Annotated in this window: 27 protein-coding genes; 14 read left to right on the top strand and 13 right to left on the bottom strand. The window is 70.9% G+C overall.

What is annotated here, in order from left to right:
• Positions 1-14: 14 nt before the first annotated feature.
• A complete protein-coding gene (locus ACFYUV_RS31330; RefSeq protein WP_387674482.1) occupies positions 15-443 on the bottom strand; it encodes an ester cyclase in 429 nt (142 codons plus the stop codon).
• A 21-nt stretch (positions 444-464) separates the two neighbouring features.
• The gene (locus ACFYUV_RS31325; RefSeq protein ID WP_387674479.1) at positions 465-1,121 is read right to left on the bottom strand and encodes an FMN-dependent NADH-azoreductase; all 657 of its coding nucleotides are present in this window, start codon (positions 1,119-1,121) and stop codon (positions 465-467) included.
• 234 nt (positions 1,122-1,355) lie between these two features.
• Between ACFYUV_RS31325 and sigJ the strand changes: the two genes are divergently transcribed.
• Positions 1,356-2,291, top strand: a complete 936-nt coding sequence (gene sigJ, locus ACFYUV_RS31320) for an RNA polymerase sigma factor SigJ (protein WP_387674476.1) — start codon at positions 1,356-1,358, stop codon at positions 2,289-2,291.
• A 173-nt stretch (positions 2,292-2,464) separates the two neighbouring features.
• Here the strand turns inward: sigJ and ACFYUV_RS31315 are convergent, their stop codons facing one another.
• Positions 2,465-3,412 carry a hypothetical protein gene (locus ACFYUV_RS31315; protein ID WP_387674473.1) on the bottom strand — a complete coding sequence of 316 codons (948 nt, stop codon included), beginning with the start codon at positions 3,410-3,412 and terminating at the stop codon, positions 2,465-2,467.
• A complete protein-coding gene (locus ACFYUV_RS31310) occupies positions 3,409-3,792 on the bottom strand; it encodes a PadR family transcriptional regulator (RefSeq protein WP_387674470.1) in 384 nt (127 codons plus the stop codon). The genes ACFYUV_RS31315 and ACFYUV_RS31310 overlap by 4 nt, the downstream gene beginning before the upstream one ends.
• 288 nt (positions 3,793-4,080) lie before the next feature.
• On the opposite strand from ACFYUV_RS31310, the gene ACFYUV_RS31305 reads away from it, so the two are divergent.
• Together ACFYUV_RS31305 and ACFYUV_RS31300 are read left to right on the top strand one after the other, a co-directional pair.
• Positions 4,081-5,430, top strand: a complete 1,350-nt coding sequence (locus ACFYUV_RS31305) for an alpha/beta hydrolase (protein WP_387674467.1) — start codon at positions 4,081-4,083, stop codon at positions 5,428-5,430.
• Between the two features lie 87 nt (positions 5,431-5,517).
• Positions 5,518-5,724 carry an alpha/beta fold hydrolase gene (locus tag ACFYUV_RS31300; RefSeq protein ID WP_387674464.1) on the top strand — a complete coding sequence of 69 codons (207 nt, stop codon included), beginning with the start codon at positions 5,518-5,520 and terminating at the stop codon, positions 5,722-5,724.
• 51 nt (positions 5,725-5,775) lie between these two features.
• Here ACFYUV_RS31300 and ACFYUV_RS31295 read toward each other — a convergent pair whose 3' ends face one another.
• Together ACFYUV_RS31295 and ACFYUV_RS31290 are read right to left on the bottom strand one after the other, a co-directional pair.
• A complete protein-coding gene (locus ACFYUV_RS31295) occupies positions 5,776-6,741 on the bottom strand; it encodes a hypothetical protein (RefSeq protein ID WP_387674461.1) in 966 nt (321 codons plus the stop codon).
• A gap of 51 nt (positions 6,742-6,792) precedes the next feature.
• Positions 6,793-7,536, bottom strand: coding sequence for an SDR family oxidoreductase (locus tag ACFYUV_RS31290; protein ID WP_387674459.1), 744 nt, complete (start codon positions 7,534-7,536; stop codon positions 6,793-6,795).
• A gap of 71 nt (positions 7,537-7,607) precedes the next feature.
• On the opposite strand from ACFYUV_RS31290, the gene ACFYUV_RS31285 reads away from it, so the two are divergent.
• Entirely contained in the window at positions 7,608-8,441 is an 834-nt protein-coding gene (locus ACFYUV_RS31285; protein WP_387674457.1) for a LysR family transcriptional regulator, read from the top strand.
• A 37-nt stretch (positions 8,442-8,478) separates the two neighbouring features.
• Here the strand turns inward: ACFYUV_RS31285 and ACFYUV_RS31280 are convergent, their stop codons facing one another.
• A complete protein-coding gene (locus ACFYUV_RS31280; RefSeq protein ID WP_387674454.1) occupies positions 8,479-9,333 on the bottom strand; it encodes a LysR family transcriptional regulator in 855 nt (284 codons plus the stop codon).
• A gap of 59 nt (positions 9,334-9,392) precedes the next feature.
• Here ACFYUV_RS31280 and ACFYUV_RS31275 point away from each other — a divergent pair, with 59 nt between their 5' ends.
• Positions 9,393-10,211: an alpha/beta fold hydrolase gene (locus ACFYUV_RS31275; RefSeq protein WP_387674451.1), complete on the top strand. Its 819-nt coding sequence runs from the start codon at positions 9,393-9,395 to the stop codon at positions 10,209-10,211.
• Positions 10,212-10,242: 31 nt separating this feature from the next.
• On the opposite strand, the gene ACFYUV_RS31270 is transcribed toward ACFYUV_RS31275, so the two are convergent.
• Positions 10,243-11,070 (bottom strand): alpha/beta fold hydrolase, encoded by an 828-nt coding sequence (locus ACFYUV_RS31270; protein ID WP_387674448.1) that lies wholly within the window; start codon positions 11,068-11,070, stop codon positions 10,243-10,245.
• Positions 11,071-11,155: 85 nt separating this feature from the next.
• Here ACFYUV_RS31270 and ACFYUV_RS31265 point away from each other — a divergent pair, with 85 nt between their 5' ends.
• A complete protein-coding gene (locus ACFYUV_RS31265; protein WP_387674445.1) occupies positions 11,156-11,884 on the top strand; it encodes a TetR/AcrR family transcriptional regulator C-terminal domain-containing protein in 729 nt (242 codons plus the stop codon).
• Between the two features lie 31 nt (positions 11,885-11,915).
• On the opposite strand, the gene ACFYUV_RS31260 is transcribed toward ACFYUV_RS31265, so the two are convergent.
• Entirely contained in the window at positions 11,916-12,398 is a 483-nt protein-coding gene (locus ACFYUV_RS31260) for a MarR family transcriptional regulator (RefSeq protein ID WP_364344704.1), read from the bottom strand.
• Positions 12,399-12,455: 57 nt separating this feature from the next.
• Between ACFYUV_RS31260 and ACFYUV_RS31255 the strand changes: the two genes are divergently transcribed.
• On the top strand, positions 12,456-13,283 hold the full coding sequence (locus ACFYUV_RS31255; RefSeq protein WP_387674441.1) for an SDR family oxidoreductase: 828 nt from the start codon (positions 12,456-12,458) through the stop codon (positions 13,281-13,283).
• Positions 13,284-13,452: 169 nt separating this feature from the next.
• On the opposite strand, the gene ACFYUV_RS31250 is transcribed toward ACFYUV_RS31255, so the two are convergent.
• Together ACFYUV_RS31250 and ACFYUV_RS31245 are read right to left on the bottom strand one after the other, a co-directional pair.
• Positions 13,453-13,764 (bottom strand): hypothetical protein, encoded by a 312-nt coding sequence (locus ACFYUV_RS31250; RefSeq protein ID WP_387674438.1) that lies wholly within the window; start codon positions 13,762-13,764, stop codon positions 13,453-13,455.
• A 174-nt stretch (positions 13,765-13,938) separates the two neighbouring features.
• Entirely contained in the window at positions 13,939-14,790 is an 852-nt protein-coding gene (locus ACFYUV_RS31245) for a LysR family transcriptional regulator (protein ID WP_387674435.1), read from the bottom strand.
• A gap of 93 nt (positions 14,791-14,883) precedes the next feature.
• Here ACFYUV_RS31245 and ACFYUV_RS31240 point away from each other — a divergent pair, with 93 nt between their 5' ends.
• From ACFYUV_RS31240 to ACFYUV_RS31230, 3 genes are all read left to right on the top strand, one after another.
• Entirely contained in the window at positions 14,884-15,621 is a 738-nt protein-coding gene (locus ACFYUV_RS31240) for an SDR family oxidoreductase (RefSeq protein WP_387674432.1), read from the top strand.
• A 54-nt stretch (positions 15,622-15,675) separates the two neighbouring features.
• Positions 15,676-16,599 carry an NADP-dependent oxidoreductase gene (locus ACFYUV_RS31235; RefSeq protein WP_387674429.1) on the top strand — a complete coding sequence of 308 codons (924 nt, stop codon included), beginning with the start codon at positions 15,676-15,678 and terminating at the stop codon, positions 16,597-16,599.
• Between the two features lie 575 nt (positions 16,600-17,174).
• Positions 17,175-17,474: a hypothetical protein gene (locus ACFYUV_RS31230; RefSeq protein ID WP_387674426.1), complete on the top strand. Its 300-nt coding sequence runs from the start codon at positions 17,175-17,177 to the stop codon at positions 17,472-17,474.
• A gap of 266 nt (positions 17,475-17,740) precedes the next feature.
• Here the strand turns inward: ACFYUV_RS31230 and ACFYUV_RS31225 are convergent, their stop codons facing one another.
• On the bottom strand, positions 17,741-18,046 hold the full coding sequence (locus ACFYUV_RS31225; protein ID WP_387674423.1) for a DUF1330 domain-containing protein: 306 nt from the start codon (positions 18,044-18,046) through the stop codon (positions 17,741-17,743).
• Between the two features lie 188 nt (positions 18,047-18,234).
• Between ACFYUV_RS31225 and ACFYUV_RS31220 the strand changes: the two genes are divergently transcribed.
• The gene (locus tag ACFYUV_RS31220; RefSeq protein WP_387674420.1) at positions 18,235-19,137 is read left to right on the top strand and encodes a LysR family transcriptional regulator; all 903 of its coding nucleotides are present in this window, start codon (positions 18,235-18,237) and stop codon (positions 19,135-19,137) included.
• Positions 19,138-19,198: 61 nt separating this feature from the next.
• Here the strand turns inward: ACFYUV_RS31220 and ACFYUV_RS31215 are convergent, their stop codons facing one another.
• A complete protein-coding gene (locus ACFYUV_RS31215; RefSeq protein ID WP_387674417.1) occupies positions 19,199-19,675 on the bottom strand; it encodes a DUF6326 family protein in 477 nt (158 codons plus the stop codon).
• Positions 19,676-20,053: 378 nt separating this feature from the next.
• On the opposite strand from ACFYUV_RS31215, the gene ACFYUV_RS31210 reads away from it, so the two are divergent.
• The 3 genes from ACFYUV_RS31210 to ACFYUV_RS31200 all read left to right on the top strand — a co-directional run bounded on the left by ACFYUV_RS31210 (position 20,054) and on the right by ACFYUV_RS31200 (position 23,574).
• Positions 20,054-20,728 carry a TetR/AcrR family transcriptional regulator C-terminal domain-containing protein gene (locus ACFYUV_RS31210; protein WP_387674414.1) on the top strand — a complete coding sequence of 225 codons (675 nt, stop codon included), beginning with the start codon at positions 20,054-20,056 and terminating at the stop codon, positions 20,726-20,728.
• A gap of 462 nt (positions 20,729-21,190) precedes the next feature.
• Positions 21,191-22,585 (top strand): phenylacetate--CoA ligase family protein, encoded by a 1,395-nt coding sequence (locus tag ACFYUV_RS31205; RefSeq protein WP_387674411.1) that lies wholly within the window; start codon positions 21,191-21,193, stop codon positions 22,583-22,585.
• Entirely contained in the window at positions 22,585-23,574 is a 990-nt protein-coding gene (locus tag ACFYUV_RS31200; protein WP_387674408.1) for a hypothetical protein, read from the top strand. Before ACFYUV_RS31205 ends, ACFYUV_RS31200 begins: the two co-directional genes overlap by 1 nt.
• Positions 23,575-23,579 lie beyond the last annotated feature (5 nt).

Raw genomic sequence — 23,579 nt, 5'->3', positions numbered from 1 at the left:
ACATGATGGTCGTTTCACGAAGGGATCAGGCCGAGCTGTTTCAGCTGGGCCAGGACGTCGACGATCCCCCACGTCTCGACGATCCGGCCGTCCGCGAAACGGACGATCATGATCTCTCTGTAGGTGATGGATCTGCCGGTCGGCGGGACGCCCATGTACTCGCCCCGGTGAGTCCCGGTGACCGTGTTGCGGAGGACGACCTTGTCGCCCTCAGCGATCACGTCCTCGACCTCGATGCGCAGGTCGGGGAACGCGTGCAGGAGCATCGCGCCCACCTGTTTGAGGGCTTCCGCCCCCGTTGCGGCGATCGGCAACGGAGTGCGGATCAGCACGTCCGGGTGCACGACCTCGTCGACCGCCCTGCCGAAGGTTTCGACGTCGCCGCTGCTCTGGGCGTCGTGCAGCCGGGCGAACGCCGCCTTGTTGCGTGCCACCTGATCCATTGACATGTCGCTCCTGTTCGGTCAGTGGGAAACGGTTCGCGGGAGCCGCCTGGCCGCGGTCGCCCGGCCGGCGGCGCGGGCCGCGGTCAGGGCCTGGACGTGGAGGCCGGCGGCGAGGTCGCGCAGGTGTTCCATGCCTGGGCTGGTGGCGGCGAGGGTGAGCTCGCGTTCGACGATGGTCAGGTCGGCCTGCCACATGTCGGCGAGGACGCGCCGGAGGTACGGGGTGGAGTGGTCCCAGCCCTCGCGCGGCGTGCCGGGGGCGTAGCCGCCGCCGCGCACGGTGGCCAGGACGGTCGGCTTGCCCTTGAGCACCGGGCTGCCCAGGGGCGCCCCGGCGATGACCAGATCGACCCAGGCCTTGAAGTGCTGGGAGACGCCGAAGTTGTACAGCGGCACAGCGAGGAGGACCGTCTCGGCGGCCGCCAGTTCCGCGACGAGCGAGACGGCGAACGCCAGCGCCTCGCGCTGGGCGGGCGAGCGGTCGGGCTCGGGCGTCAACGCGCCGAGGTGGGCCTGGGCCCAGGCGTCGGACGGCAGTGGATCGGTGCCCAGGTGCCGGCGCACCACCGGCTCGTCCGGGTGGGCGGCGGTCCATTCGGCTTCCACGATGTCGGCGAGTTCGGCGCTGGCCGAGGTGCCGGGAAGGATGCTGGCGTCAAGCCGGAACAGACTCAAAGTGGCTCCCCTGAGGTGGGGCCGCGACGACGCGGCGTGGTCGAACGAGGTCCGGACGTGCTGACCTGTATGCGGCGGCGGCGCCTGGTGCGCCCTCCCGTGGTGGTCAGGACGTCCGCGTGCAGTTCGACAACACAGCCCCCGGAAACGTCAGGTGACGGCATCGGCCTCACATTCCGGCACGCTGTCTTGTCGAGCAGGAAGAAGGCAGACACGACCGAGGGAGCCGTCACGATGACCAGCCAGAACAGGCCGGATGCCGTTGGGTCAGCAGGAGGGTGGCTCGATCCGGGCCTGGACGTGGTCATCAGTGAGCGGCGTCACCTGATCAACCTCGCCTACCGGCTGCTGGGCTCGCTGGCCGAGGCCGAGGACGCCGTGCAGGAGACCTACACCCGCTGGTACGCCATGTCCCGGCGGGAGCAGGAGGCCATCGAGTCGCCCGGCGCCTGGCTGACGACGGTCGCCAGCCGCATCTGCCTGAACCTGCTCGGCTCGGCACGGGTCCGGCGGGAGACCTACGTGGGCGAATGGCTCCCCGAGCCGCTGCCCGAACCTGCGGACGGCGGTACGGTCTCCGATCCGGCCGACCGGGTCACCCTGGACGAATCGGTCAACCTGGCCTTCCTGGTCGTCCTCGAATCGATGACGCCGGCCGAACGCGTCTCGTTCGTCCTGCACGACGTCTTCCGCTACTCCTTCGCCGAAGTCGCCGAGATCGTCGGCCGCACCCCCGCGGCATGCCGCCAGCTGGCCTCCTCGGCCCGCCGCCGCATCCGCGCCGCCCAGCCCGCCGCGGCCCCGGCGACCCGGCAGGCCGGCATCGTCCGGGACTTCAAGCGGGCGTGGGAGGCCAAGGACATCAACGCCCTGATCGGCCTGCTCGACCCCGACGCCGTGGCGATCGGCGACGGCGGCGGCCTCGCCGTCACCTTCCTGCACCCCATCGAGGGCGGCGAACAGATCGCGCACGCCTGGATCGAGATCGCCCACCGCCGGCCCGGCAACATGACGTACCTGGAACGCACCGTCAACGGGCGGCCCGGGGTGGTGGCCGAGCAGGACGGCGTCATCGTGACGGTGTTCGCGTTCGAGGTCGCAGGCGACAGGATCAAGCGCATCTGGGTCGTGCGCAACCCCGAGAAGCTCCGTCACTGGACGACGGGCTGAGACGTGCCTTCAGCGGATGACGTGGGCGATGGAGGGCGAGATCGTCGGCGGCATCGACGCCGCGGCTCAGTACTGACGCCGGCGCCGGGCCGGCACGTGACCGTGAACGTCGGGCCGGTCAGCGCGGTGGTGCCGCCGGCGACCACGCGTTCTTCGCGCGTCGCCCGGCGACCTCACGTACCGCTTGTCAGGCGCTTCGCCGGCCCGGAGGCGGGAGCGCCGGTCCTGGCCAGCCACGCCGTGACGGCCAGCAGGGCCACCGTGGTCGCAGCCACCGCTGGAAGGTTCGCCGGATCCCCCACCCAACGCAGCCAGTTGAGGGTGACGGTCATGAGCGGCAACACGATGAACACCGCCCGCCGCCCGACAGGCGAGCGCACTGCCATGACCGCCGCCACCGCGAGCACGAGAAGGAGGAGGTAATCCCCCTCGGGCGAGGCGGGAAGCCGACTGCTCGCCACCGCGCCGACGAGCGAGACGGCGGCCCATCCGGCCAGCCGCCGGGCTCCCAACGGAGCAGGACCGGATGAGGGAGCGAACGTCAGCATCACGGCGACCAGGCAGGCGGGCAGGACGAACAGCACCACGCTGCCGAATCCCGCCCCCACGAGGAGCACGCCGTCCCACGCCACGTAGACGGGCGAAAGGCCGAGATCGGGCGGAGTGGCGACGAGCCCGGCGTACAGTACGGCCCAGCCCCATGCCACGGCGGCCGCGACCCTTCGCGAGTTCCGCCATGCCAGGAAAACGATCAACCCGTACGGCAGGGCGATCATCAGTGGCCTCAAGGTCGGCATCGGACCCGCCACTCCGGACCGAAGCGACATCTCCATGAGAGCGCCGGCTTGACCGACTTCGAGGACGAGCAGCCAGATCGGCGCCAGAAGCGCCGCAACGTTGAAGGCGGCACGCCAGTGCCCGCGGGAGACGGGCCCCACGGCACGCCACAACCGGATGGCGAAGGCTCCTCGCAGCAGGTCGAAGGTCTCGCGGACGGTCGGTCGGTCTCGGCCGGGTGCGGCTGTCGCGAGGAGGACCGCGACCATTTCCTCCTCGTGCAGCGCGCGGTGCTCCTTCGGGTACCACGCCAGTAACCGCCGGTAACGGTCCTCCAGATTCACGATGCACTCCCGAGGAACTCGCGGCCAGGCGTCGCGACCTTGAGGCTGTACGCCGAGCGCAGTCTGGCGCGCAGGCGAGAGGAGGCGGTGTCGACGTTGCGACGCAGGTGCTCCGCTTCGGCGGCCAGCCGGGCCTCGCCCGCGGAGGTGAGACGGTAGTAACGCCGCGCGCGGCCGTCGACGACCTCCTCGCGGTCGGCCTCGACCAGCCCTTCCCCCTGGAGGCGGTCGAGCGCGGCGTACAGCGTGCCGGCTTGCAGCCGTACCCGTTCGCCTGAGATCTGCACGACGTCCGTGATGATGCCGTAGCCGTGCTGGGGCCCGGCTGCGAGCGCCGTGAGGATCAGGAACGTCGGCTCCTGCATAGGTCTTCGACTCATGTGATCTATATATAAAGATAAGTTGAGCGACGTGCAAATCAGGCCTGGGAGCCGGGTCCCGGCCTCCTCGATGTGCCGCCCTGGCTGGATCGCGCCACGAGACAGAGACCCGCCGAACGCGATGAACTGTCGTCCGTTCGGCCGATGCGGCAGGCCGAAAGGCCGATGACGGAGGCTGGTGAGCGGGGGACGATCCAGATCATGAAATGGACCCCCCTCGTCACGGCCTTGGCGCTGATCGCGACAGCGGTCCCGGCGGCCCCGGCCGCTGCGACCCCATCAGCGAACGTGACCAGTACAGACGCGATCGACTGGCGAGCCTGCGGGAAGGAGCCCGGGGCCGAGTGCGGCACCCTTGCCGTGCCGGTGGACTGGGCGACGCCGGACGGGCCGCAGGTCTCGCTGACCATGACGCGACGCAAGGCCACCGGGCAACGGATCGGGACGCTGTTCTACAACCCGGGCGGGCCGGGGACGGGTGCGGCCGACCTGGTGCGGGACTGGGCGCCGTACTTCTTCTCCGACGAGCTGCGCGAGCGGTTCGACATCGTCGGGATCGATCCGCGCGGGGTCGGCGGCAGCGAGCAGATCCCATGCGGGAAGGCGGTGCACGATCCGGCCGTCACGCAGTTCCCCGAGACGCGGCGGGAGTATGACCGGCTCGTCGCGCACAACCGGGCCGTGGGCGAGAGTTGCGGGCCGTTGATCCGGCACATGGACACCGGGAGCGTGGCACGGGACTTCGACGAGGTGCGGGCCGCGCTGGGCGAGGAGCAGATCAGCTACCTGGGACGCTCCTACGGGAGCATGCTCGGCACCGAGTACGCGCGGCGGTTCCCCGGCCGGATACGGGCGATGGCGCTGGACGGGATCGTCGATCACGGGATGAGCTCGCGCCGGATGGTGCGCGATGCCGCGGCGGCGGTGGAGGACGGGTTCGACAGGTTCGCCGGGTGGTGCGAGCGGCCCCAGGAATGTGAGCTGCACGGCCGGTCCGTACCGCAGGTGTGGGACGCGCTGGTGCGCAAGGCGGAGGAGACGCCGATCCCGGTGACCGGCGGGCGTCCGCTGACGGCGGACGAACTGCGCTACGTCGCGTACGCGATGCTCACGATGGCCCCCGACTTCAACGGCGGTCTGGCCCGGGGCATCGTCCAGGCGGAGCAGGGCGATGCGGTGCTCTTCGGGCAGATGCGGGCCGAGGCGCTGGACAACCCTGCGACGACCTCGGCCTACCGGGCGGTCCTCTGCCAGGACATCGACCCTGGCATCAACGGATTCCCGCAGCTCAGGACGCGGGCCCGGGACGTCACGCGGAGGGCCCCGCACATGCGCGGGACGTCGGAGTTCTGGGACATGACGACCGGATGCGTGGGATGGCCCGTCCCGCCGTCCAATCCGCAGCGGCCGGTGCACATCACCCAGGCGCCGCCCGTTCTGCTGGTCGGGAACACGCATGATCCCGCGACGCCGCTCGCCTGGGCCAAGAGCCTGGCCAGGGGCATCAAGGGGGCGCAGGTGCTGACCTATGACGGCGACGGGCACACCTCATACCTGCGCAACGCCTGCGCGACCGCGAGCATCGACCGTTACCTGATCTCCGGGACGCTTCCCGTGCCCGGCACGGTCTGCCGCTGACCCCTGTGCGACGTGCGATGAGTTTCCGGCCGGGACTTCACCGGCAGCCTCGACGCGCTGGCCGCCGTCACCTGCCCCGTGCTGGTCATGACCGCCGACGACGACATCGTCACCCTGGAGCAGACCCTGCGGATGTGCCGGACGCTGCCCGCGGCCCAGCTGGCCGTCGTCCCGCGGACCTCGCACCTGCTGCTGCGCGAGAGGCCCGAGCTGTGCGTCCGGCTGGTCGGCGACTTCCTGACCGGCACCCCGGCTCCCGCCTGGATGCCGGTCCGTCGCGCCGCGGGCTGGTAAAGGACCGCCCCAACCGGACAGAAGCGTCGAGTGACCGCTTATGTCCTCGGATCAGACGGCGGTGCCGGGCGGGGACTTGAGCAGCGGCGCGGCCTCGTCGAGGTAGCCGCCACGGTGCTGCCGCAACGCGTTGGCCGCCATGCGGATGAGGTCGATGTTGACCCCGGCGGCGCCGCTGGGGTCGTGCACCTTCAACTTCACGTCCAGGGACACCGTGGTCTCGCCCCAGCCCTGTGCCTCGATGTTGATGTGCGCCACCTTGTGCGACTTCAGGTGCGGAAGGTATCCCAGCGGAGCGACCTCCACCCGGTCGGGCGCTTCGCTCTCCGAGGCCAGGGCGTTGAGCTTGGAGCGCATCTTGGTCTCGCCGTTCTCGGCCAGGTTGCGGAAGTCGTCCGTGCCGCCCAGATTGACTTGGTAAGAGCTGGTGAGGGAGAGCCCGCGCTCCTCCAGCAGCCGCAGCAGGGCGTGGTGCACGACCGAGGTGCCGAACTGGCTGGTCAGGTCGTCGCCCAGCAGCGGCAGTCCGGCCGTGACAAAGCGGTCCAGCAGTTGCGGATCGCGGGCCACCGGGTCGGAGGTGGTGTTGACGAACGCCGCCCCCGCCCGCAGCGCCGCCTCCGCGTAGGCGCGCGCCGTCTCCGGCCGGCCACTGGGAGCGGCATACAGCACGACCTCCGCTCCGGCGAGCTCCCCGGCCACCCGGTCCACCTCGGCGTCGTCGGCGGCGTCGGTGATTCCCCTGGACACCGTGACGCCGGTGGGCGGCAGCTCACCGGTGATCTTCGGATAGTTGTTGGGCGGTAGGAAGATCACCTCGGACAGGTCCCGCCCGATCTTCTCCGGCGAGGTGGCGAAGGCCGCCACGAAGTCGACGTCGCCCACGCCCAGCCCCTCCAGCACCGGCCTCCGGAGCCCGGCCACACTCCCCGAGGCCCGGTACAGCGCTATCCCCTGCACCAGCGCCGACACGTTGTTACCGACGCCGACCACCGCGACCCGCACTCGTTCGATCATGAACGCCAGGCTACGGCCGCCCGCCCGCCTGGCGGCGCTCGGCGGAGCCGGTCACCAGGGCACCACGCCGTCGTCGTCGAAGAACCCTCCGGTCGGGCCGTCCGCGTCCAGGGTGGCCAGCCGGACCACGATCGCGGCGCCGTCGTCGGCCGTGCGGGTGACGGGGAGGCCGAGGTGCCGGGTGAAGTCCGTCGCGCAGGGACCAGGGGTGCAGGCGTTGACGAGGATGCCTCGTTCCCGAAGGTCCTTGGCGTACTGCACGGTCAAGGAGTTGAGCGCCGTCTTCGAGGGCGGGTACGCCGCGTGCCCCGCCAGCCGGGACATGTAGTGATCCGGATCGGTCATGCGGGCGAGCGACCCGACACCGCTGGACACGTTGACGATGCGGGCCGCCGCCGACCGCGACAGCAGCGGCAGCATGGCGTTGGTCACCGCGATCACACCGAAGAAGTTGGTCTCGAACACCCGCCTGACCAGGTCGAGGTCGGCGGCCGCCGGCTCCGTGGGCCCGGGGCTGCCGGAGATTCCGGCGTTGTTGACCAGCACGTCGAGCCGGCCGAAGCGGTCGCCGATCCGGTCGGCGGCCGCCGCGATCGTCGCCGCGTCGGTGACGTCGAGCACGATGGCGTGCACGTCACCGCCGCCGGACCTGAGCGCCTCGGCCGCCTCCTCGCCACGCGCGAGATCCCTGGAGCCGAGAAGGACCGTCGCGCCGCGGTCCGCGAGCCGGCGGGCGACGGCCCGCCCCACCCCTCTGTTCGCGCCCGTGATCAGGGCGATCGTGCTGTCCGTCATGGGGACGACCTCACCACCGGGGGCCACGGCAGGACAATGCCCGGCTGAGTCTCCGCCGATACCCTCAGGGTATGGATCGCTTGCAGACCCGCGAACTCGCGTTCTTCGTGGCGGTCGCCGAAGAACTGCACTTCGGCCGGGCGGCCGAGCGTCTCGGCATCGCGCAGCCGCCGCTGTCTCGGGCGATCGGCCGGCTGGAACGCCGGATGGGCGTCACCCTGCTGGAGCGCAGCAGCCGAAGGGTCGCGCTCACCCCGGCCGGCGAGGTGTTCCTCACCGAGAGCCGCCGGGCCCTGGACGCGGTCGACGCAGCCGTGCGACGCGCCCAGCGGGCGGCCCGGCCCGTCTCGCGGCTGGTCGTGGCGATGAAACCCGGCGGTGACTGCGGCCTGATGCCCGGCATCCTGGCCGCCTACGATGCCGAGCGGGACGCGGTCCCGGTCGACATCGTCCTGTGCTCGGCCCACGAGCGCGCCGGGATGATCCGCGACGGCCGCGCCGACGTCGGCCTGCTGCACCGCTCGAACACCGACCTGACCGGTCTGGACTTCGCGGAACTCCTGACCGAGGACCAGGTCGTCGTCCTCCCCCGGAGTCACCGCCTGGCCGGCCGGGCGAGCGTGCGCCTCGCCGACCTGGCCGGTGAGACGATGCCCCACTGGTCGGCCGACACCTCGAACGAGCTGTCCGTACGGGACGTCGGCCAGCTCCTGCAGCTCATCGCGCTCGGCCGCGCGGTCGCCGTGGTGCCCGCATCCGTACGCGGCCAGCTCCGCGACGACCTGGTCTGCGTACCGGTCACCGACGCCGAGCCCACCACCCTCGTCCTCGCCTGGCCACAAGGAGGCCGGGCACCCGCACTCGCGGCATTCGTCCGCACCGCAACCATCGTCGCATCACGATGAGGAGGAGAGCGCCGTCAGGCCCCGACCCTGCCGAAGATCATTGCTCGGCCAGGTCGAGGAAAGCCCGGACGGCGGGTCCGCAGTCGCTCGGCGACAGGACGGCCAGGGCGAGCGTCCGGGTGAGGCGCGGTTCGAGCGGCCTGGTCGTGACCGGTCCGAGCCGGGCCGGCAGGCCGAGCGTGGGCACGATGCTGACCCCCAGGCCGGCGGCCACCATTTCGAGGATGGCCGATTGGCCGCCGGCCTCGTAGGCGACGTCGAGCCGGACGCCGGCCTGGCGTGCCGCGTCGGTGATGAGCGGACGGCAGCCCGCCGTGGTGAGGATGAACGGCTGCCCGGCCAGGTCGGTGATGTGGACGGTCTCCTGCCCCGCCAGGCGATGGCCGGCCGGCACCACGGCGACCATCTCGTGCGTGCTGAGCGGGATCGTGTGCAGGCCGGGGGCGGGGAGCGTGACCACCCCGACCTCGGCCGCGCCACCGCGCAGCCAGCCGCGGACGTCGTCGTCGGCCCCCTCGAACAGGCGTACCTGGACCTGGGGGTGGCGATCGGTGAAGGTCCGCAACCGGTGGGCGATGAGGGTGCCGGTGGCGCTGGGCAGGCTGGCCAGCCGGAGCGGCCCGGTGACCTCACCGGCGGCGGCCGCCACCTCCGCGCGGATCAGGTCGAAGTGGCGAAGAGCCTCGCGGGCGCGAAGATGGGCGCGCCGCCCGGCCTCGGTGAGGGCGATGCCGTCGGTGTGACGGACGAACAGGGGTGCGCCGAGCTCGCGTTCGAGAGCGGCGACAGCGCGGCTGACCGCGGGCTGGGACATGCCGAGCAGGTCCGCCGCCGCGGTGAATCCGCCTTGCTCGGCCACCGCGATCAGCGCTCGGAGCTGCGTCAACGTCATAGGGCCATACCCTAAGTGGTATTTGACCGGCGGTGATCCATTCCCCGATGGTTATGGCCATGTCCACACGCATGACGATCGACGTCGACGGCCGTACGGCCAGCTATCTGACGGCGGGCGAGCACGGCCCGCAGGTCCTGTTGCTCCACGGCACGTATTGGAGCCGCGTCTGGCTGCCGGTGCTCGACGACCTGGCCGCGGCCGGGTTGCGGCCGGTCGCCGTCGACCTCCCCGGCCTGGGCCGCTCGGAAGGGGAGCTGACGCTGGAGACGGCCACCGTGCCCGCGCTGGCCGCCTGGGTGACGCGGTTCGCGGCGGCGCTCGGCATGGACGCGCCCGCGGGCGTGGCCGGGCACGACATCGGCGGCGCGGTCGCCCAGCAGCTGCTGACCGGCGGCGAGCTGGCGGTTCCCCGGCTGGCGCTGGTCAACTCGGTGAGCTACGACTCCTGGCCGGTGCCCGGCGTGGCCCGCTACCGTGACCCCGCCGTGGTCGCCGCCACCACCGTGGAGGACCTGCTCGCCGCCCGGCGCGTGGCCGTCACCACCGCCTTGGCCCGGCCTGTCACCGAAGGAGAGATGGACGACTACCTCGACCCGTGGCGCGAACCACGCGTGGGACGGTCCTGGATGGCGCTGGCCGGCGCCGCCGACAGCCGCTACACCCTCGACCTGATGCCTGCCCTGCTCGCCTGCGACGCGCCGAAGCTGCTGGTGTGGGGCGAGGACGACACCTTCCAGCAGGTCGGCTACGCGCAGCGGTTCGCCGACGAGGTGCCGAACACCACGCTGGTGCGGGTCCCCGAGGCCGGTCACATCCCCATGGAGAACGACCCCGCACTGGTCGCCCGCACGCTGGCCACGTTCTTCCTGGCTTGACGGGCCTCTCCCGTGACGCTCTCCGGGGCAGTCAGGCGCCGGACCAGAGGGCGGTGAGCAGCGCGTTCAGCCGCTCCGGCGCCTCGACGTGCGGGTAGTGGGCGCTGCCCGGCACCTGTTCGTGCCGGGCGCCGATCCGCTCGGCCGTGACCCGTGCGCAGGCCATGAGAGGGACGCCGCCGCGCTCCCGGTACGGCCCCGGCGCGCCCTCCCAGGTGCCCGAGACGACCAGCTTGGGAAAGCACGCCGCCCGCAGCGCCGGCAGCGGGAGGCCCGCCTCCCAGCAGACGCGTTCGCGCAGTGCCGTGGCGGCCGCGCGCAACCGCCGCTCGCCCGTGCCTGGCTCGGGCATGCCGGTCGAGCCGGCGGCGGCGCGCAGCCACTCCTCCGGCGTCACGTCGGGGAGGTCGGCGTAGGCGGCGCGGTTGGCGCGCAACGCCTCGGCCACGGCGGGGTGGTCGGCGGCCGCCTGGTAGCTGCCCGGCTCGACCAAGGTGAGCGAGCGCACCGCCTCGGGCCGCCGCGCCGCCGCGATCATGGCTCCGACGGCGCCGTAGGAGTGGCCGACCAGGTGCGCGCCCGCGCCGAGGAGTTCGGCGACGTCGTCCGCGTCGGCCAGGTAGTCGCCGGGGAACCTGTCCCCGGCGTCCGGGCTGCCGCCGTAGCCGCGGCGGTCCATCAGCAGCAACCGGAACCGGGCGGCCAGCGGGCGTTGCGCCGCGAACCCGTACACCGGGTCGTCGCCCCAGCTCGTGGAGCCGTGCACGAAGATCACCGGCGGCCCGGACTCGGGGCCGAGCGCGGTCACGCGCACGTCGCCCGGCAGTGGGCCGTTCGGGCGGAACATCAAGGCCGGCATCCGGCCCCTCCTTGAACGGTGTTCAATACTCTTGAACGTTGTATAAGGGAATGGAAGGCGACGTCAAGGCGGGTAGGGTGATCGCGTGCCGTCGTCAGAGTCCTCCGGCGGGTCCGTGTGGCTGCGTCCCGAGCGGCCGCCGCGCGACCGTCAGCTCACCCGCGAGCGGATCGTCGAGGTGGCGGTCGCCGTCCTCGACGCCGAGGGTCATCGCGGGCTGTCGATGCGCCGCGTCGCCGCCGAGCTGGGGGTGACCGCCGGGTCGCTGTACTGGTACGTCCACACCAAGGACGACCTGCTGGAGCTGGCCCTCGACCGCGTGCTGAGCGAGGTGCGCGCCGGCCCCGGCACCTCCGGCTGGCGGGACGGCCTGGCGGCGCTGGCCCGCAGCAACCGCGCCATGCTGCTGCGCCACCGGTGGGCCCTGTCCGAGCTGACCGTGCGGCCCAACCTCGGCCCGAACGCGCTCGCCCTGGCCGAAACCGGGCTGCGCCTGCTGGAGAGCGCCGGGTTCGCCGGCTCCGACCTCGACGCCGCCATGGCCGCCGTCAACGACCACGTGGTCGGCGCGGTCATCGCGGAGGTCGCCTGGCGCGACACGCTGGCCCGGATGAGCGGGACCGGGTCCGGCTGGGACGAGCAGGCGGCCGATTACCTGCGCCAGGTCGCCGAACGCCACCCGACGCTGGCCGGCCGGATGGCCGCCACGGGCGAGATCGACGTCGAGCGCGAGAGCGAGCGCCGCTTCACGTTCGGCCTCGACTGCCTCCTGGACGGCCTCGCCACCCGCTGCGCGACCCCGTCCCCGTCATAGCGCCGAGCCCGGTCCCGTCGCGGACCCGGCGTCACCAGTTGCGCACCTCGTGCGCCCACGCGATCAGCCCTGCCACGAACCCCTGCCGGTCCGACGGCGAGAGGTTGTCCAGAACGCGCAGCAGCGGCGCGGCGCGCAGGGCGACGAACCCCTCGACCATGGCCCGATGGTCGGGGGCCAGCGACACCAGGGTGCGGCGGCGGTCGGCCGGATCCTCCCGGCGTTCGACCAGGCCGGCCCGGCTGAGGTCGCCCACCAGCTCGCTCGCGGTCGGCAGCGACACGCCCATCCTGTCGGCCAGCTCGCTCACGCTGAGCGACGACTCGACGGTCAGCTGCGGGATGACCGCGCCGTGCCTCCCGGTGAGCCCGTGGTTGCGGAAGATCTCCCGCATCCGGTCCGGCATCTCGGCCTGGGCCCGCCGGAAGTACGCCTCCACCAGGGGTACGAAGCCGAGGGCTTCCCTGACCTCCTCGGGGCGTGGCAGTCGCGGGGGCGAAACGGGGTCCGTCACGGTGACAGGTTACAGTGCCCATATCCAAACAGTTCGGATATCCGAAGTGAGGTAGACGTGATTCTGGTGACAGGCGCCACGGGAAACGTCGGACGTCAGCTGGTGGATCTGCTGCTCGGGGCGGGCGAGCAGGTCCGGGCGATCAGCCGCGACCCCGAGCGGGCCGGGCTGCCCGACGGCGTGGAGGTCATCAAGGCCGACATGTCGCAGGCAGAGGACCTGCGGGTCGCGTTGCGGGGCGCGGACCGCGCGTTCCTGCTCCCGGCCGCCGGCCAGGTGGACGGCTTCCTGCGCGAGGCCGCGAGGGCCGGCCTCGGGCACGTGGTGCTGCTGTCCGCGCTGGCGGTGACCATGAAGCAGGCCGGCGTGCTGGGCAGCGCGCACGCCGAGTACGAGCGGGCCGTGGCCGGTGCGGGGCTGCCGTGGACGTTCCTGCGTCCCGGCGCGTTCATGGCGAACGACCTGCGGTGGGCGCCCGGCGTCAAGAACGGCGGCGTGGTGCGCGCCCCGTTCGCCGAGGCGGCCACCGCGCCGATCGACGAACGCGACATCGCCGCGGTGGCCGCGCGGACGCTGCTCGACGACGGGCACGCGGGCAAGGCGTACGAGCTGAGCGGGCCCGCCTCGCTGACGACCGCCGACCGGGTACGGATCCTCGGCGAGGTCCTGGGCCGCGACCTCCGCCTGGAGGAACTGTCTCCCGAGCAGGCGCGCGAGCAGATGATCGCGCATACCCCCGCGCCGGTCGTGGACTCGATGCTCACGCTGTTCGCCTCGTTCGTCGGCAGAGCCGCGGACGTGTCACCGGCCGTGCGCGAACTGACCGGCGACGAGCCCCACACCTACGCCGACTGGGCGGCCCGCAACGCCGCGGCGTTCAGCTGAGGCAAGCAGTACGGCCCGCCCGCGCGGGACGCCACCCTCACGACGCCGCTGAGGGCCTCGACGGGAGGCGACCGCAGAGCCATCCGCGCGGGGACGGGCGGCGTCGGACTCCGAATGGTTCGCATCCGCAGTCGCGTCGTGATTGTCACGCTCTTTGCGGAAGTCCCCGTCAGTGAGCAAGCTCTTCGCGCAAGAAGGTCAGAGCTTGTTCGCAATGGGCGACGACGGTGCTGCGCTGGCCGGACCGAATCCAGGCGACAACCGCCACGCGGATCGTCCCGGTGACGGCGTGGGTGATGACACGCGCGCGGAGCTCGGCCTCGGGAGTCCGAGGCACCCCCGTCAGCAGGGCTTCGACAACGTGCTCCTGGTCGCGCCACACCAACTGGTGGATGCGAGCTTGCAGTGCCGGTGTGGCGTCGAGCAGGTGATATGCGGCGCGGGCGCGTTCGGGGCGGCGGGCAGCCAGTGCAGTGATCATGGACCGCGCCGCGAGGTCCGCGCCTGATTCGTGGGGGCGGCGCCCGGCGAGGGCCGCCCGCATCGCGGCCTCCACCTCGTCGCCGTCATTCGCTCCATGCAGTCTCGCGCTCGAACGCTTGCATGAGAGTCGGAGGTCCTCATCCGTGGACCCGCTTGGATTGCGACGTTCGAACTAGGCCGCCGACCATAGGCGTGTCGCGGTGCGGACGAGGTCGGCGACGGCCTTGGATCTGCTGTGTGGCGGCCAGGCGATGACGGTCGTGACGGCCGGCGCGTCCGGCACCGGCACGATGGCGTAGTCGTCGCGCAGCTGCTCTCGGAGCGACTCGGGGACGACGGCGCAGGCCAGCCCGAGCGCGATCAGTTGGAACAGTTGGGTATGGTCGCGCACCTGCGGGCCGGGGCCGTCCGGATGGCCGCCGTCCCGTCCGGGCCAGCGCGGCAGGGGCAGGTCCGTCTGGGCCTTGACCTCGGCCAACGACAGATACGCCCGGTTGGCGAGCGGATGCCCCTTGGGCAGGACCACGACCTGCTGTTCGGTGTGCAGATCCTCGGTGTCGAGTCCGGCCGTCGTGTCGTAAGGCCGGTGGAGCAGAGCGACGTCGGTACGTCCGGTGCGCAGCAGGCCCTCCGGCTCGCCCGGCCCGCACAGCATCACCTCGACCGGCACCGAGCCCGGTTCGGCGGCGTACGCGTGCAGCAGCTTCGCCAGCAGTTCCCTGGACGCTCCGGCCTTGGTGGCCAGGACCACACCGGGCTGGTCAGCCGCGGCCCGGCGGGTGCGGCGCTCGGCGGCTTCGACCGCGTCGAGCGCGAGCCGGGCCTCCCGTAGCAGCACCGACCCGGCCTCGGTCAGGGCGACGGCGCGAGCGGTGCGGTGCAGCAGAACGACTCCGAGCCGCCGTTCCAATTGCTGGATCGCCCGCGACAGTGGTGGTTGCGCCATCGAGAGCCGTTGCGCCGCCCGTCCGAAGTGCAACTCCTCGGCCACGGCGACGAAGTATCGCAACTCCCGGGTCTCCACCGGCTCATCGTACCCAGCGCTGACCACGGCCGATACCCGTGCGGTATCGCCGTCCACCTGACCGGTCTTGGACGCCCCGCCCGAGTCCGCAACATGATCGACGGCATGAGCGAACGGACGATCGCGCTGGTGACCGGCGCGAACAAGGGAATCGGATACGAGGTCGCCGCAGGGCTGGGCGCCCTTGGCTGGCGAATCGGTGTGGGCGCGAGGGACGGACATCGCCGCGACAGCGCGGTCGAGAAGCTGCGCGCGGACGGGATCGATGCGTTCGGCGTGCCCCTCGACGTCACCGACGATGAAAGCGTCGCCGCCGCGGCCGAGCTGATCGCCGTCCAGGCCGGAGGGCTCGACGTCCTGGTCAACAATGCCGCGATCACCGGCGGTATGCCACAGACACCGACCACGGTCGAGCCCGCGACCGTGCGAGCCGTCGTGGAGACCAACGTGATCGGCGTCATCCGGGTCACCAACGCGATGCTGCCGATGCTGCGCGACTCGGCGGCACCGCGGATCGTCAACATGTCCAGCAGCGTCGGCTCACTCGCGCTGCAAACCACACCGGGCATCGACATGGGCCCGGTTCCCGCCGCCTACCTGGCCTCCAAGACCTTCCTCAACGCCCTCACCATCCAATACGTCAAGGAACTGAGCGGCACCAACATCCTGATCAACTCCGGCTGCCCCGGTTACACCGCCACCGACCTCAACGGCTTCCAAGGCGTCCGCACGCCACAACAGGGTGCGGCCATCGCGATTCGCCTCGCGACCCTGCCCGACGACGGACCGACCGGCGGATTCTTCGACGACGCCGGAAGCGTGCCCTGGTAACACCTTCCCGTTCTCGACGCCGGAAGCGCATCGCGCCACAGGAGAAGCAAGACAATGACCAAGGCAGTCAGATACGACGAGTTCGGTGGAATCGAGGTGTTGCGGGTCGACGAGGTCGACCGTCCGTCGCCCGGGAGCGGGCAGGTCCTCGTGCGGGTCAAGGCCGCAGGCATCAACCCCGGTGAGGCGGCCATACGCACCGGCGCGATGGCCGACATCTTTCCCTCGACCTTTCCGTCCGGGCAGGGCAGCGACCTCGCCGGGATCGTCGCCGAGGTCGGCGCCGGAGTCGACCGATTCGCGGTCGGCGACGAGGTGATCGGGTTCTCCGAGCGGCGGGCAGCACAGGCCGAGCTGGTCCTGGTCGACGTCGACAACCTCACCCCCAAGCCGGACGGCGTCTCATGGGAGGTTGCGGGCGGCCTGTACGTCGCCGGAGTGACCGCGTGGAGAGCAGTGCATTCCGTACGACTCGACATCGGGGAGACCGTCGTCGTCTCCGCGGCAGCCGGAGGAGTCGGCTCGTTCGCCGTTCAGCTCGCGCGCCGGGCCGGAGCCACGGTCATCGGCCTGGCGAGCGAGCACAACCATGGGTGGCTGCGAACACACGGCGTGATCCCGGTCGCCTACGGTGACGGCGTCATCGACCGGATCAAGGCCGCCGCACCGAGCGGCATCGACGCCTTCATCGACGCCTACGGCGGCGGGTACGTCGAAATGGCCCTTGCCCTCGGCGTCGCCGCCGAGCGGATCGACACCATCGCCGATTTCGCGGCGGCCACGAGGTACGGGGTCAAGACCGAACCCGGAACCAACGCCAGGCCGGGTGCTGAGGTACTCGCCGAACTGGCCGCCCTGATCGCCGACGGACACCTCGAAGTCCCGATCGCCAACGTCTACCCGCTGACGCAGGTCCGCCAGGCCTACACCGAACTCGAACGCCGACACACCCACGGCAAGATCGTGCTCAGCCCCTGACCGGCACCATGCGACGCAGCCCGCTCAAGGCTCTGCTCAACCTACTGGCGCTGCATGAGCGATTTGAAGACGATTCGGCGAGAAGGAGCCCTCCGCTCCGTGAGGCACCCGTAGTGGGGCTTATGCGGCCAGAGGGACAGTGGCCTTTCTCTCGAATACAGAACGGAGTTGAACGAATACTCAAAGAGACGCATCGTGGTGGCGATGGGCGTACCGGGATCATGGCGCACTGGGTGAGCGCGGTCTGAGCGCCGACGCCCGGAGGCGAAACGGCTGGGGACCATACTGCTCGGCGGCGAAGGTCCCGCCATGTCATCGCGGCGGGAAGCGTCGGACTTCTCCCCGAACGCCCGGACCGAACCCGGCGGCGGGGAACTGTCGCCCGCTGTGCTCAGCGGGACTGCCTGGCCGTGGGCGACGCCCGCATCGGGCGTGAGCCTACAGAGGCAGGCATTCCTCACTGCCCCGACACATCACATGCAGTATTCAAATATGTACGTTCAGTAGCGAGCATCGGGATTGTGATCACATAGCGCGAAACCCGGAGCCGTACTCTCACCACAAGGAGCCCCCGCATGAGCATGATCCAAACCGGCATCCTCGACCTGGACTCCACCCACCCTGTGGCCACCACCGGCGGCGACACCTCCACCTTCACCCACGTGACGTTCCCGACCCCGTTCCCCGCCGGGGCACGCGTGATCGTCATCCCCTTCGTCCAGACCTTCAACGGACCCGAGACCCCCGGCCTCAGAATCGCGGACGTGACGCCGCAGGGCTTCCGGATCCGCATCAACGAGATCCTCGCCGGCGCCACCAAGAGCGACGGACACCACGCCCGCGAAACCATCGGCTGGCTGGCCACCACCGTCTGACTCCGACCAAGCCCCAAGAGGTCAGCCCCTCCAGGCCTGGAGGGGCTGACCTGAAGCCGGAAACACAGCCGCCGGCCACCGCGGTCATCCGGGCATGCCGTGCAGGTGTGGCCGGATATCGCGGGCGCGCGTCGGGGCCTGTCCGCGAAGTCCGCGAATCGCCGGGGACTGCTGAAGGCTGTCGGCGCCTTGGAGACCGGCCCATAGCGAGCCGGCGCCGACAGCTTGCCCGCCGGCACCGGGTCGGCGCCCGGCGAACCTCACTGTCAGTCGATGCCTTCGATGATGCGGAAGTCGCGCTGGACGCCGTCGGGGAATGCCACCAGCGCCTTCTGGTAAGCCTCGCTCTCGTATGCCGCGACGGCCTGTTCAAAGCTGTCGAACTCGATCAGAACCACACGTTGCGTGATTCCGGCCTCGTGGGCGACGACTCGACCGCCACGGGACGGGAGGAGGGCCAGGTTGCGCCCGCCCCCAGCCTGGACAGCCGGACCGGCCAGCTTGTCGTAGGCAGTCAGGGCCTCAGGATCGGAAATGGCGGGGTAAACACTGACCCAGTAGCCCTTAGCCATGGAAACCTCCTGTGTTCGGCCGGACACGTCCGACTTCGAATTGACACTCAAGTCGATCGATCCCGGCGACGGGTGCTGTGGCCGGTTGAATCGTCATATGCGCAGGTTAGGGCCCGATGTACGGCCAAGGGAAAGATCGATTCTGGATAGACTAAGAACGGATCGTTATCAATCGGCAGGGAGGGCACGTGGCGCCGGACACGGTGAGCCTGCGGTACTTCCTGGTGCTGGCGCAGGAGTTGAACTTCACCCGCGCGGCCGCACGGATCGGTATCGCACAGCCCGCCCTCAGCGCCCGGATGCGCCGATTGGAGGCGGAACTCGGCACGGCCCTGCTGGTCCGCAACACGCGTAGCGTCGTGTTGACCACGGCCGGTGCGGCCTTGGCGGAGTCCGCGCCGCCCGCGCTGGCGGCGCTGGACCGAGCCTGGGACACCGCCCGGAGCGCGGCGGCCGGCGAACTGGGCACGCTGCGCATCGGTTACAGCCTCAGCACCGGGGCCGAGACGGTACCGGCCCTGGTGGACAGGCTGATTCGCGGCAACAGCGGGCTCGAGGTCAGCGCGGTCCCGATGGCGACACCGGAGATCTCCCCCGCGGTCGCCGACGGTCGCATCGAGGCCGGGATCACCCGCGGTGAACAGCCGGGCCGTGGCGTGCGCCGGTTCCTGCTGCGGCGCATGCGCGTCGGGGTCCAGTTGGCGCAGCACCATCCGCTGGCCGAACAACCGGAGATCGAGATCGCCTACGCGGCCGCGTATCCGCTGCGGCTCCCGGACCGTGCGGCCAACCCCGTGATCCACGATCAGCTGTCCGCACTGTTCCGAGACGCCCGAGCACACCCGCGATTCCACACGCCCGCGGTCTCCTTCGACATGTCTCAACGTGACCTGCGCGACGGGGTCACCCTCGCCCCGGCCGGGGAAGCCGCGGTCACGACACAATCGGCCGGTCTCACCTGGCGACCGCTGCGGGGCGCGCCCAGCCTGACGATCCACCTGGTCCTCCCGCGCGAGCAGTCGCCGCTTCACCGCCGCATCCGTGCCGTCGCAAAAACCCTGGCGCACGAGCTGCGCTGGCTGTCGGACTGACGCGCAAGAGGCCAAGCGAGACGGACGCCTGCGGTAGCGAGGTAGGGCTTCACACGGACGCCTACTGTCGAAGGTCGGTCGTCGCGGGACCGGCCGGGACGGCGGGGGTTCGAGGCCATGTCCAGGCGGAGCGCACGATGAAGGCCAGGAGCAGCACTTCGATTCCGATGGAAAGGCCGTAGAAGGGGGCCCAGGCCCAGGACTCCCCTACCGCGTTGAACACCGAGTAGGGGATGTAGAGCGATGCGACGACGAGGTTCGTGGCGCGGTTCAGCCGGGCGGGCAGCGTCATGGAGAGCATCACCATCAGGGCCGGGATCGCCACGGACGCGAGCATCATGGTCAACAACGTCGGGTTGATGTCGAACTCGAAGACGACGCCGGCACGGAGGTTGTCGATGACGCCGGGCTTGTGGAGGTGGAAGTAGTCGACGTAGATGTAGAGGAACATGAAGCTGGTCCATGCGGCGGCGAGCTGGGCGTGCACGGGGACCGGCCGGTTGTCGAGCAGGTTCGCGGCTTTCGTTCGGGTGGTCATCGGTTCTTCTTTCGAGAGGAGCGGTCCCTCCGCCGGAGTGGCGGCAGGGATGTACCGAGGCCGCGCCCACCTGGACGAGCACATCGCCTCGACCGCGCAGCGGTAGCGCGGACCGCGGACGACTCGAGCGCTCAGGGCAGGCCGTAACGGTGCTGGTCGGCGGCCCGCATCGTCGTCGCCCCGGCCGGACTCGCCCCCGGCGCCAGGCGTGCTCCGGCACTCGACCGCTGTTCGATTCCCACAAGCCTCCTCACGTCCGAGCTGCGACTCCGGCCGGTTCGTACACCGTACGTCGTACGCTGTACTACAAGTAGTACGCTGTACCATGACGGTGCGCTGGACGATTGTCAAGCCGTTCGAGCGAGTGAGAGGAGACCCGTGTCTGCGAGGGAACAACGCCAGGGGGCGTCAGACGCGGCGTTGAGCAGGCAGCGGGTGGTGGTCGAGGCGGTCCGGCTCGCCGACCGCGAGGGGGTCGACGGGCTGAGCATGCGCCGGCTGGCCGGCGCGCTCGGCGCGGGCGCGATGTCGCTCTACTACTACGTGGCGAACAAGGAAGAGTTGCTGGACGCCATGATCGACGTCGTGTTCGAGGAGATCGAGCTCCCGCCCGAAGAGGCCGACTGGCAGTCAGCGATGCGCTGCCGGGCGGTATCCGCCCGGCAGGTTCTCGCACGCCACCCGTGGGCGATCGGCCTGATGGAGTCGCGGACATCGCCGGGGCCCGCGAACCTCCGCCACCGCGAAGCGGTCACCGCCTGCCTGCGCAGGGCCGGCTTCCCGGTCTTGATGGCGACGCACGCCAACTGGTTGCTCGACAGCTATGTCTACGGTTTCGCCCTGCAGGAAGCCAGCCTGCCGTTCGACACCGCCGATGAGTTCGCGGACATGACCGAGGACGTCTTCCTGCCCCAGCTTCCTCCTGACGAGTTCCCCTACCTCAACGAGTCCGCCGCGGTGCTCGCCGCTGCCGGCTACGACCCGGCGGAGGAGTTCACCTTCGGCCTCGACCTCGTCCTGGCCGCCCTGGAGCCCCTGAGAGTGCCTACGTGAGCCTCCATCGGTGATGTCGTCATGTGATCGTGCGGGTTTGTAGTGTTACCGGTCCTCACGGCAGGGAAGGCCGCGCACCCCTCGGTCAGCCCACGAGAACACGGTCGTCGCTCATGGCGCCGGCCTGGGATCGCCATGGACATCGTCGAACGCAACCCCGCCGACAGGCTGCAGGCCGCTGGTGTTGTAGCGCGGACAGGGCCGCGACCAGCTGTTTGTAATGACTTTGTAGCGACTGTGTAGGGGATCTCTGGCAGCGGCTCCCACTCTTGATCGCAGAGGGCGCGATCGGTGCGCCCCCTGAAGAACTGGGAGTTCGTCATGGTCAAGACCGCCCGTCGTTACGCGAAGTACGCCGTCAGCACCCTGTCCAGCGCCATCTTCGGGCTGCAGGTCTGACGAACAGCGAGTGATCCCCCGGGAGCCTTCTCCCGGGGGACACCACGACGGGAGGAAAGCGGCGTGTTCGGCACCGCGGTACGCCAGCTCGGCTACGCCTGGTCGATGATGTCGGGGCGCAGGTTCCGGCTGCGGGACGTCTACACGCTGGTCGACGACATGCGCGAGACGCTGGAGACGTTCGGCTCGCCCGGCGAGGGCGCCGACGACCTGATCGCGGGCAACGACCCCGAGCTTCAGGAGGACCTCACCCGGCGGCGGCTGCGGCGCACGGTGGCCCACGCGGCGGCGGAGAGCCCCTACTACCGGCGCTGGTTCGCGGAGCACGGCGTGGACCCGGCCTCGATCACCCCGCAGACCCTGTCCTCGATCGCCCCCACCTCCAAGGCCGACCTGCGCGGCAGGCCGGCGGCGTTCGTCTCCGACCTGGCCAAGCCATCCGTGCTCGCGCACACGACGGGCACGACGGGCACGCCCACGCTGGTGTGGTTCTCCGCCTACGAGATCGAGCTGCTGTCGTGCCTGTCGGCGCTCTCGCTCATGATGTCCGGGAACGTGCGCACGGACGACGTGTGGGCCAACGCGAGCAGCTCGCGGTCCGTCGCGCAGATCCTCACCGAACGGGCCGTCACCCGTACCGGGGCCGTGTTCGCCCACCTGGGCACCATCGACCCGGCCGCCACGCTCGACCGGCTGGCCACTCCGCTGCACGTACCGGGCAAGCGCGCGCAGATGTCCCACCTCAACGTGCCGGCCTCCCACCTCGCGGCGCTCGTGCAGGAGGCCGAGCGGGGCGGCTGGCGGGCCGCCGACTTCGCGCTGACCACCATCTGGTCCGGCGGCGAGGTCCTCACCGACGCGCTGCGCGAGCGGGCGGAGCACGCGTTCGGGGCCGAGGTCCGCGACGGGTACGGCATGACCGAGATCGCCCCGGTGTCCGGCCGCGTCTGCCCCGACGGTCATCTGCACCTGTCCGCCGACCAGGGCCTGGTCGAGATACTCGACCCCGAGACCCTGGCCCCCGCCGCTCCCGGCGAGGTCGGCACGATCGTCGTGACGCCGTACTCCACGTTTCGCGACACCACGCTCCTGCTCAGGTACGTCACCGGGGACCTCGTCCAGGTTCTGGCCGAGCCCCCGACGTGCGCCCTCGCCGCCCTGCCCGCCACCTCGCGGGTGCTCGGCCGCAGGTCGCCCGGCGGGCTGACCACGCGTGACGTGCTGGACCTGCTGCAGGCCGAGCACGGGCTGCCGCTGCCCACCCGGTACGCCCTGGAGGACAGCGTCCTGTACGTCGTCGCTGGCAAGGCCGAGCAGGGTTTGCTCGGCCGGCTGGAGGAGCGCGCCCACGGGCTGCCCCTGACCGGCATCGTCCTGGTCGAGACCGCCGAGGACCTGCCCACGCCCTGCCGGCTGCGCACGGACCTGCTGGAGATCAGCTTCGAGCGAGGACTGTGATGACCCCGTACGTGCTCGCCCTGTACGCCCTCGTCGCTGCGGCCGTCGCGCTCACCGCCGCGTACCTGCGCCGTTACGTCATGCCCAGACCGCCGGTCGGCCGGATGGTGGGCGCGGACATCGCGGTCATGGTGGTGACGCTGGTCGTGATGCCGTTCGCGTACCTGCACCTGCCCACGGGCGTCGTCGTGTCGATCTTCGGGCTCGTGGTGCTGACGTTGACCCAGCTCACCCTCGCCCCCGTGCTGGGCGGACGGTGGGGCATGATCGCCGCCCTGCTCCTGTGCGCCGCCGACGTCACCGCCTTCGCGCTGGGATGGCCGCCCGCGCTCCTTGTGATCAACGACGCCCTGCTGATCCTGCTCGTCGTCGGCGTGGTGAACATGTGGGTGCAGGCGGCGATCACGCCCGCGCAGGTGGCCGCGCTGGCCGCCGCCCTCACCCTGTACGACACGCTGGCCACCGGGCTGACGTCGCTCACCGCCGACTTCGTCCAGCGGATGCAGGGGCTGCCGTTCGCGCCCGTGCTGGCCTCCTCCTATGGCGACGATCCCGCCCTCATCGGGCTCGGCGACTGCCTGATGTTGTCGATCTGGCCGGTGGTGGCGCTGCGGGCGTACGGGAAGGCGGCCGCGTGGTGTGCCGCCGGCCTGGAGGCCGTCCTGCTGGCTCTGTCCATCGCCTTCGTCCTGTCCCATGGCCGGCTGCTGCCGCTGCTGACCGTGCTCGGGCCGTTGATCGTCGTGCAGTGGCTGTACTGGCGGCGGTGGCAGGCCCGCCGGACGCCCGCCCCGGCCCGGCCGGAGGTGAACCGCGCGCTGGAGGTGAACCGGGCCCTGGAGGTGGCCGACGCGCCCGCCGGGATGTGGGCCGCCCTGTCGCCCGAGGGCGTGCTGGTCGCCGAGGGCGCCACACCGGGGCTGGCGCGCAAGGAGGCCAGGCTGGCGGGAACGCAGGGCGTGCCGGTCGTGTGGCGGCTCGGCGAATAGCGTCG

This window comes from Nonomuraea sp. NPDC003560 (genome assembly GCF_042878785.1).
Lineage (GTDB): Bacteria > Actinomycetota > Actinomycetes > Streptosporangiales > Streptosporangiaceae > Nonomuraea.
The sequence above is the reverse complement of the archived record's forward strand: the minus strand, read 5'-3'. Positions and strand labels throughout refer to the sequence as shown.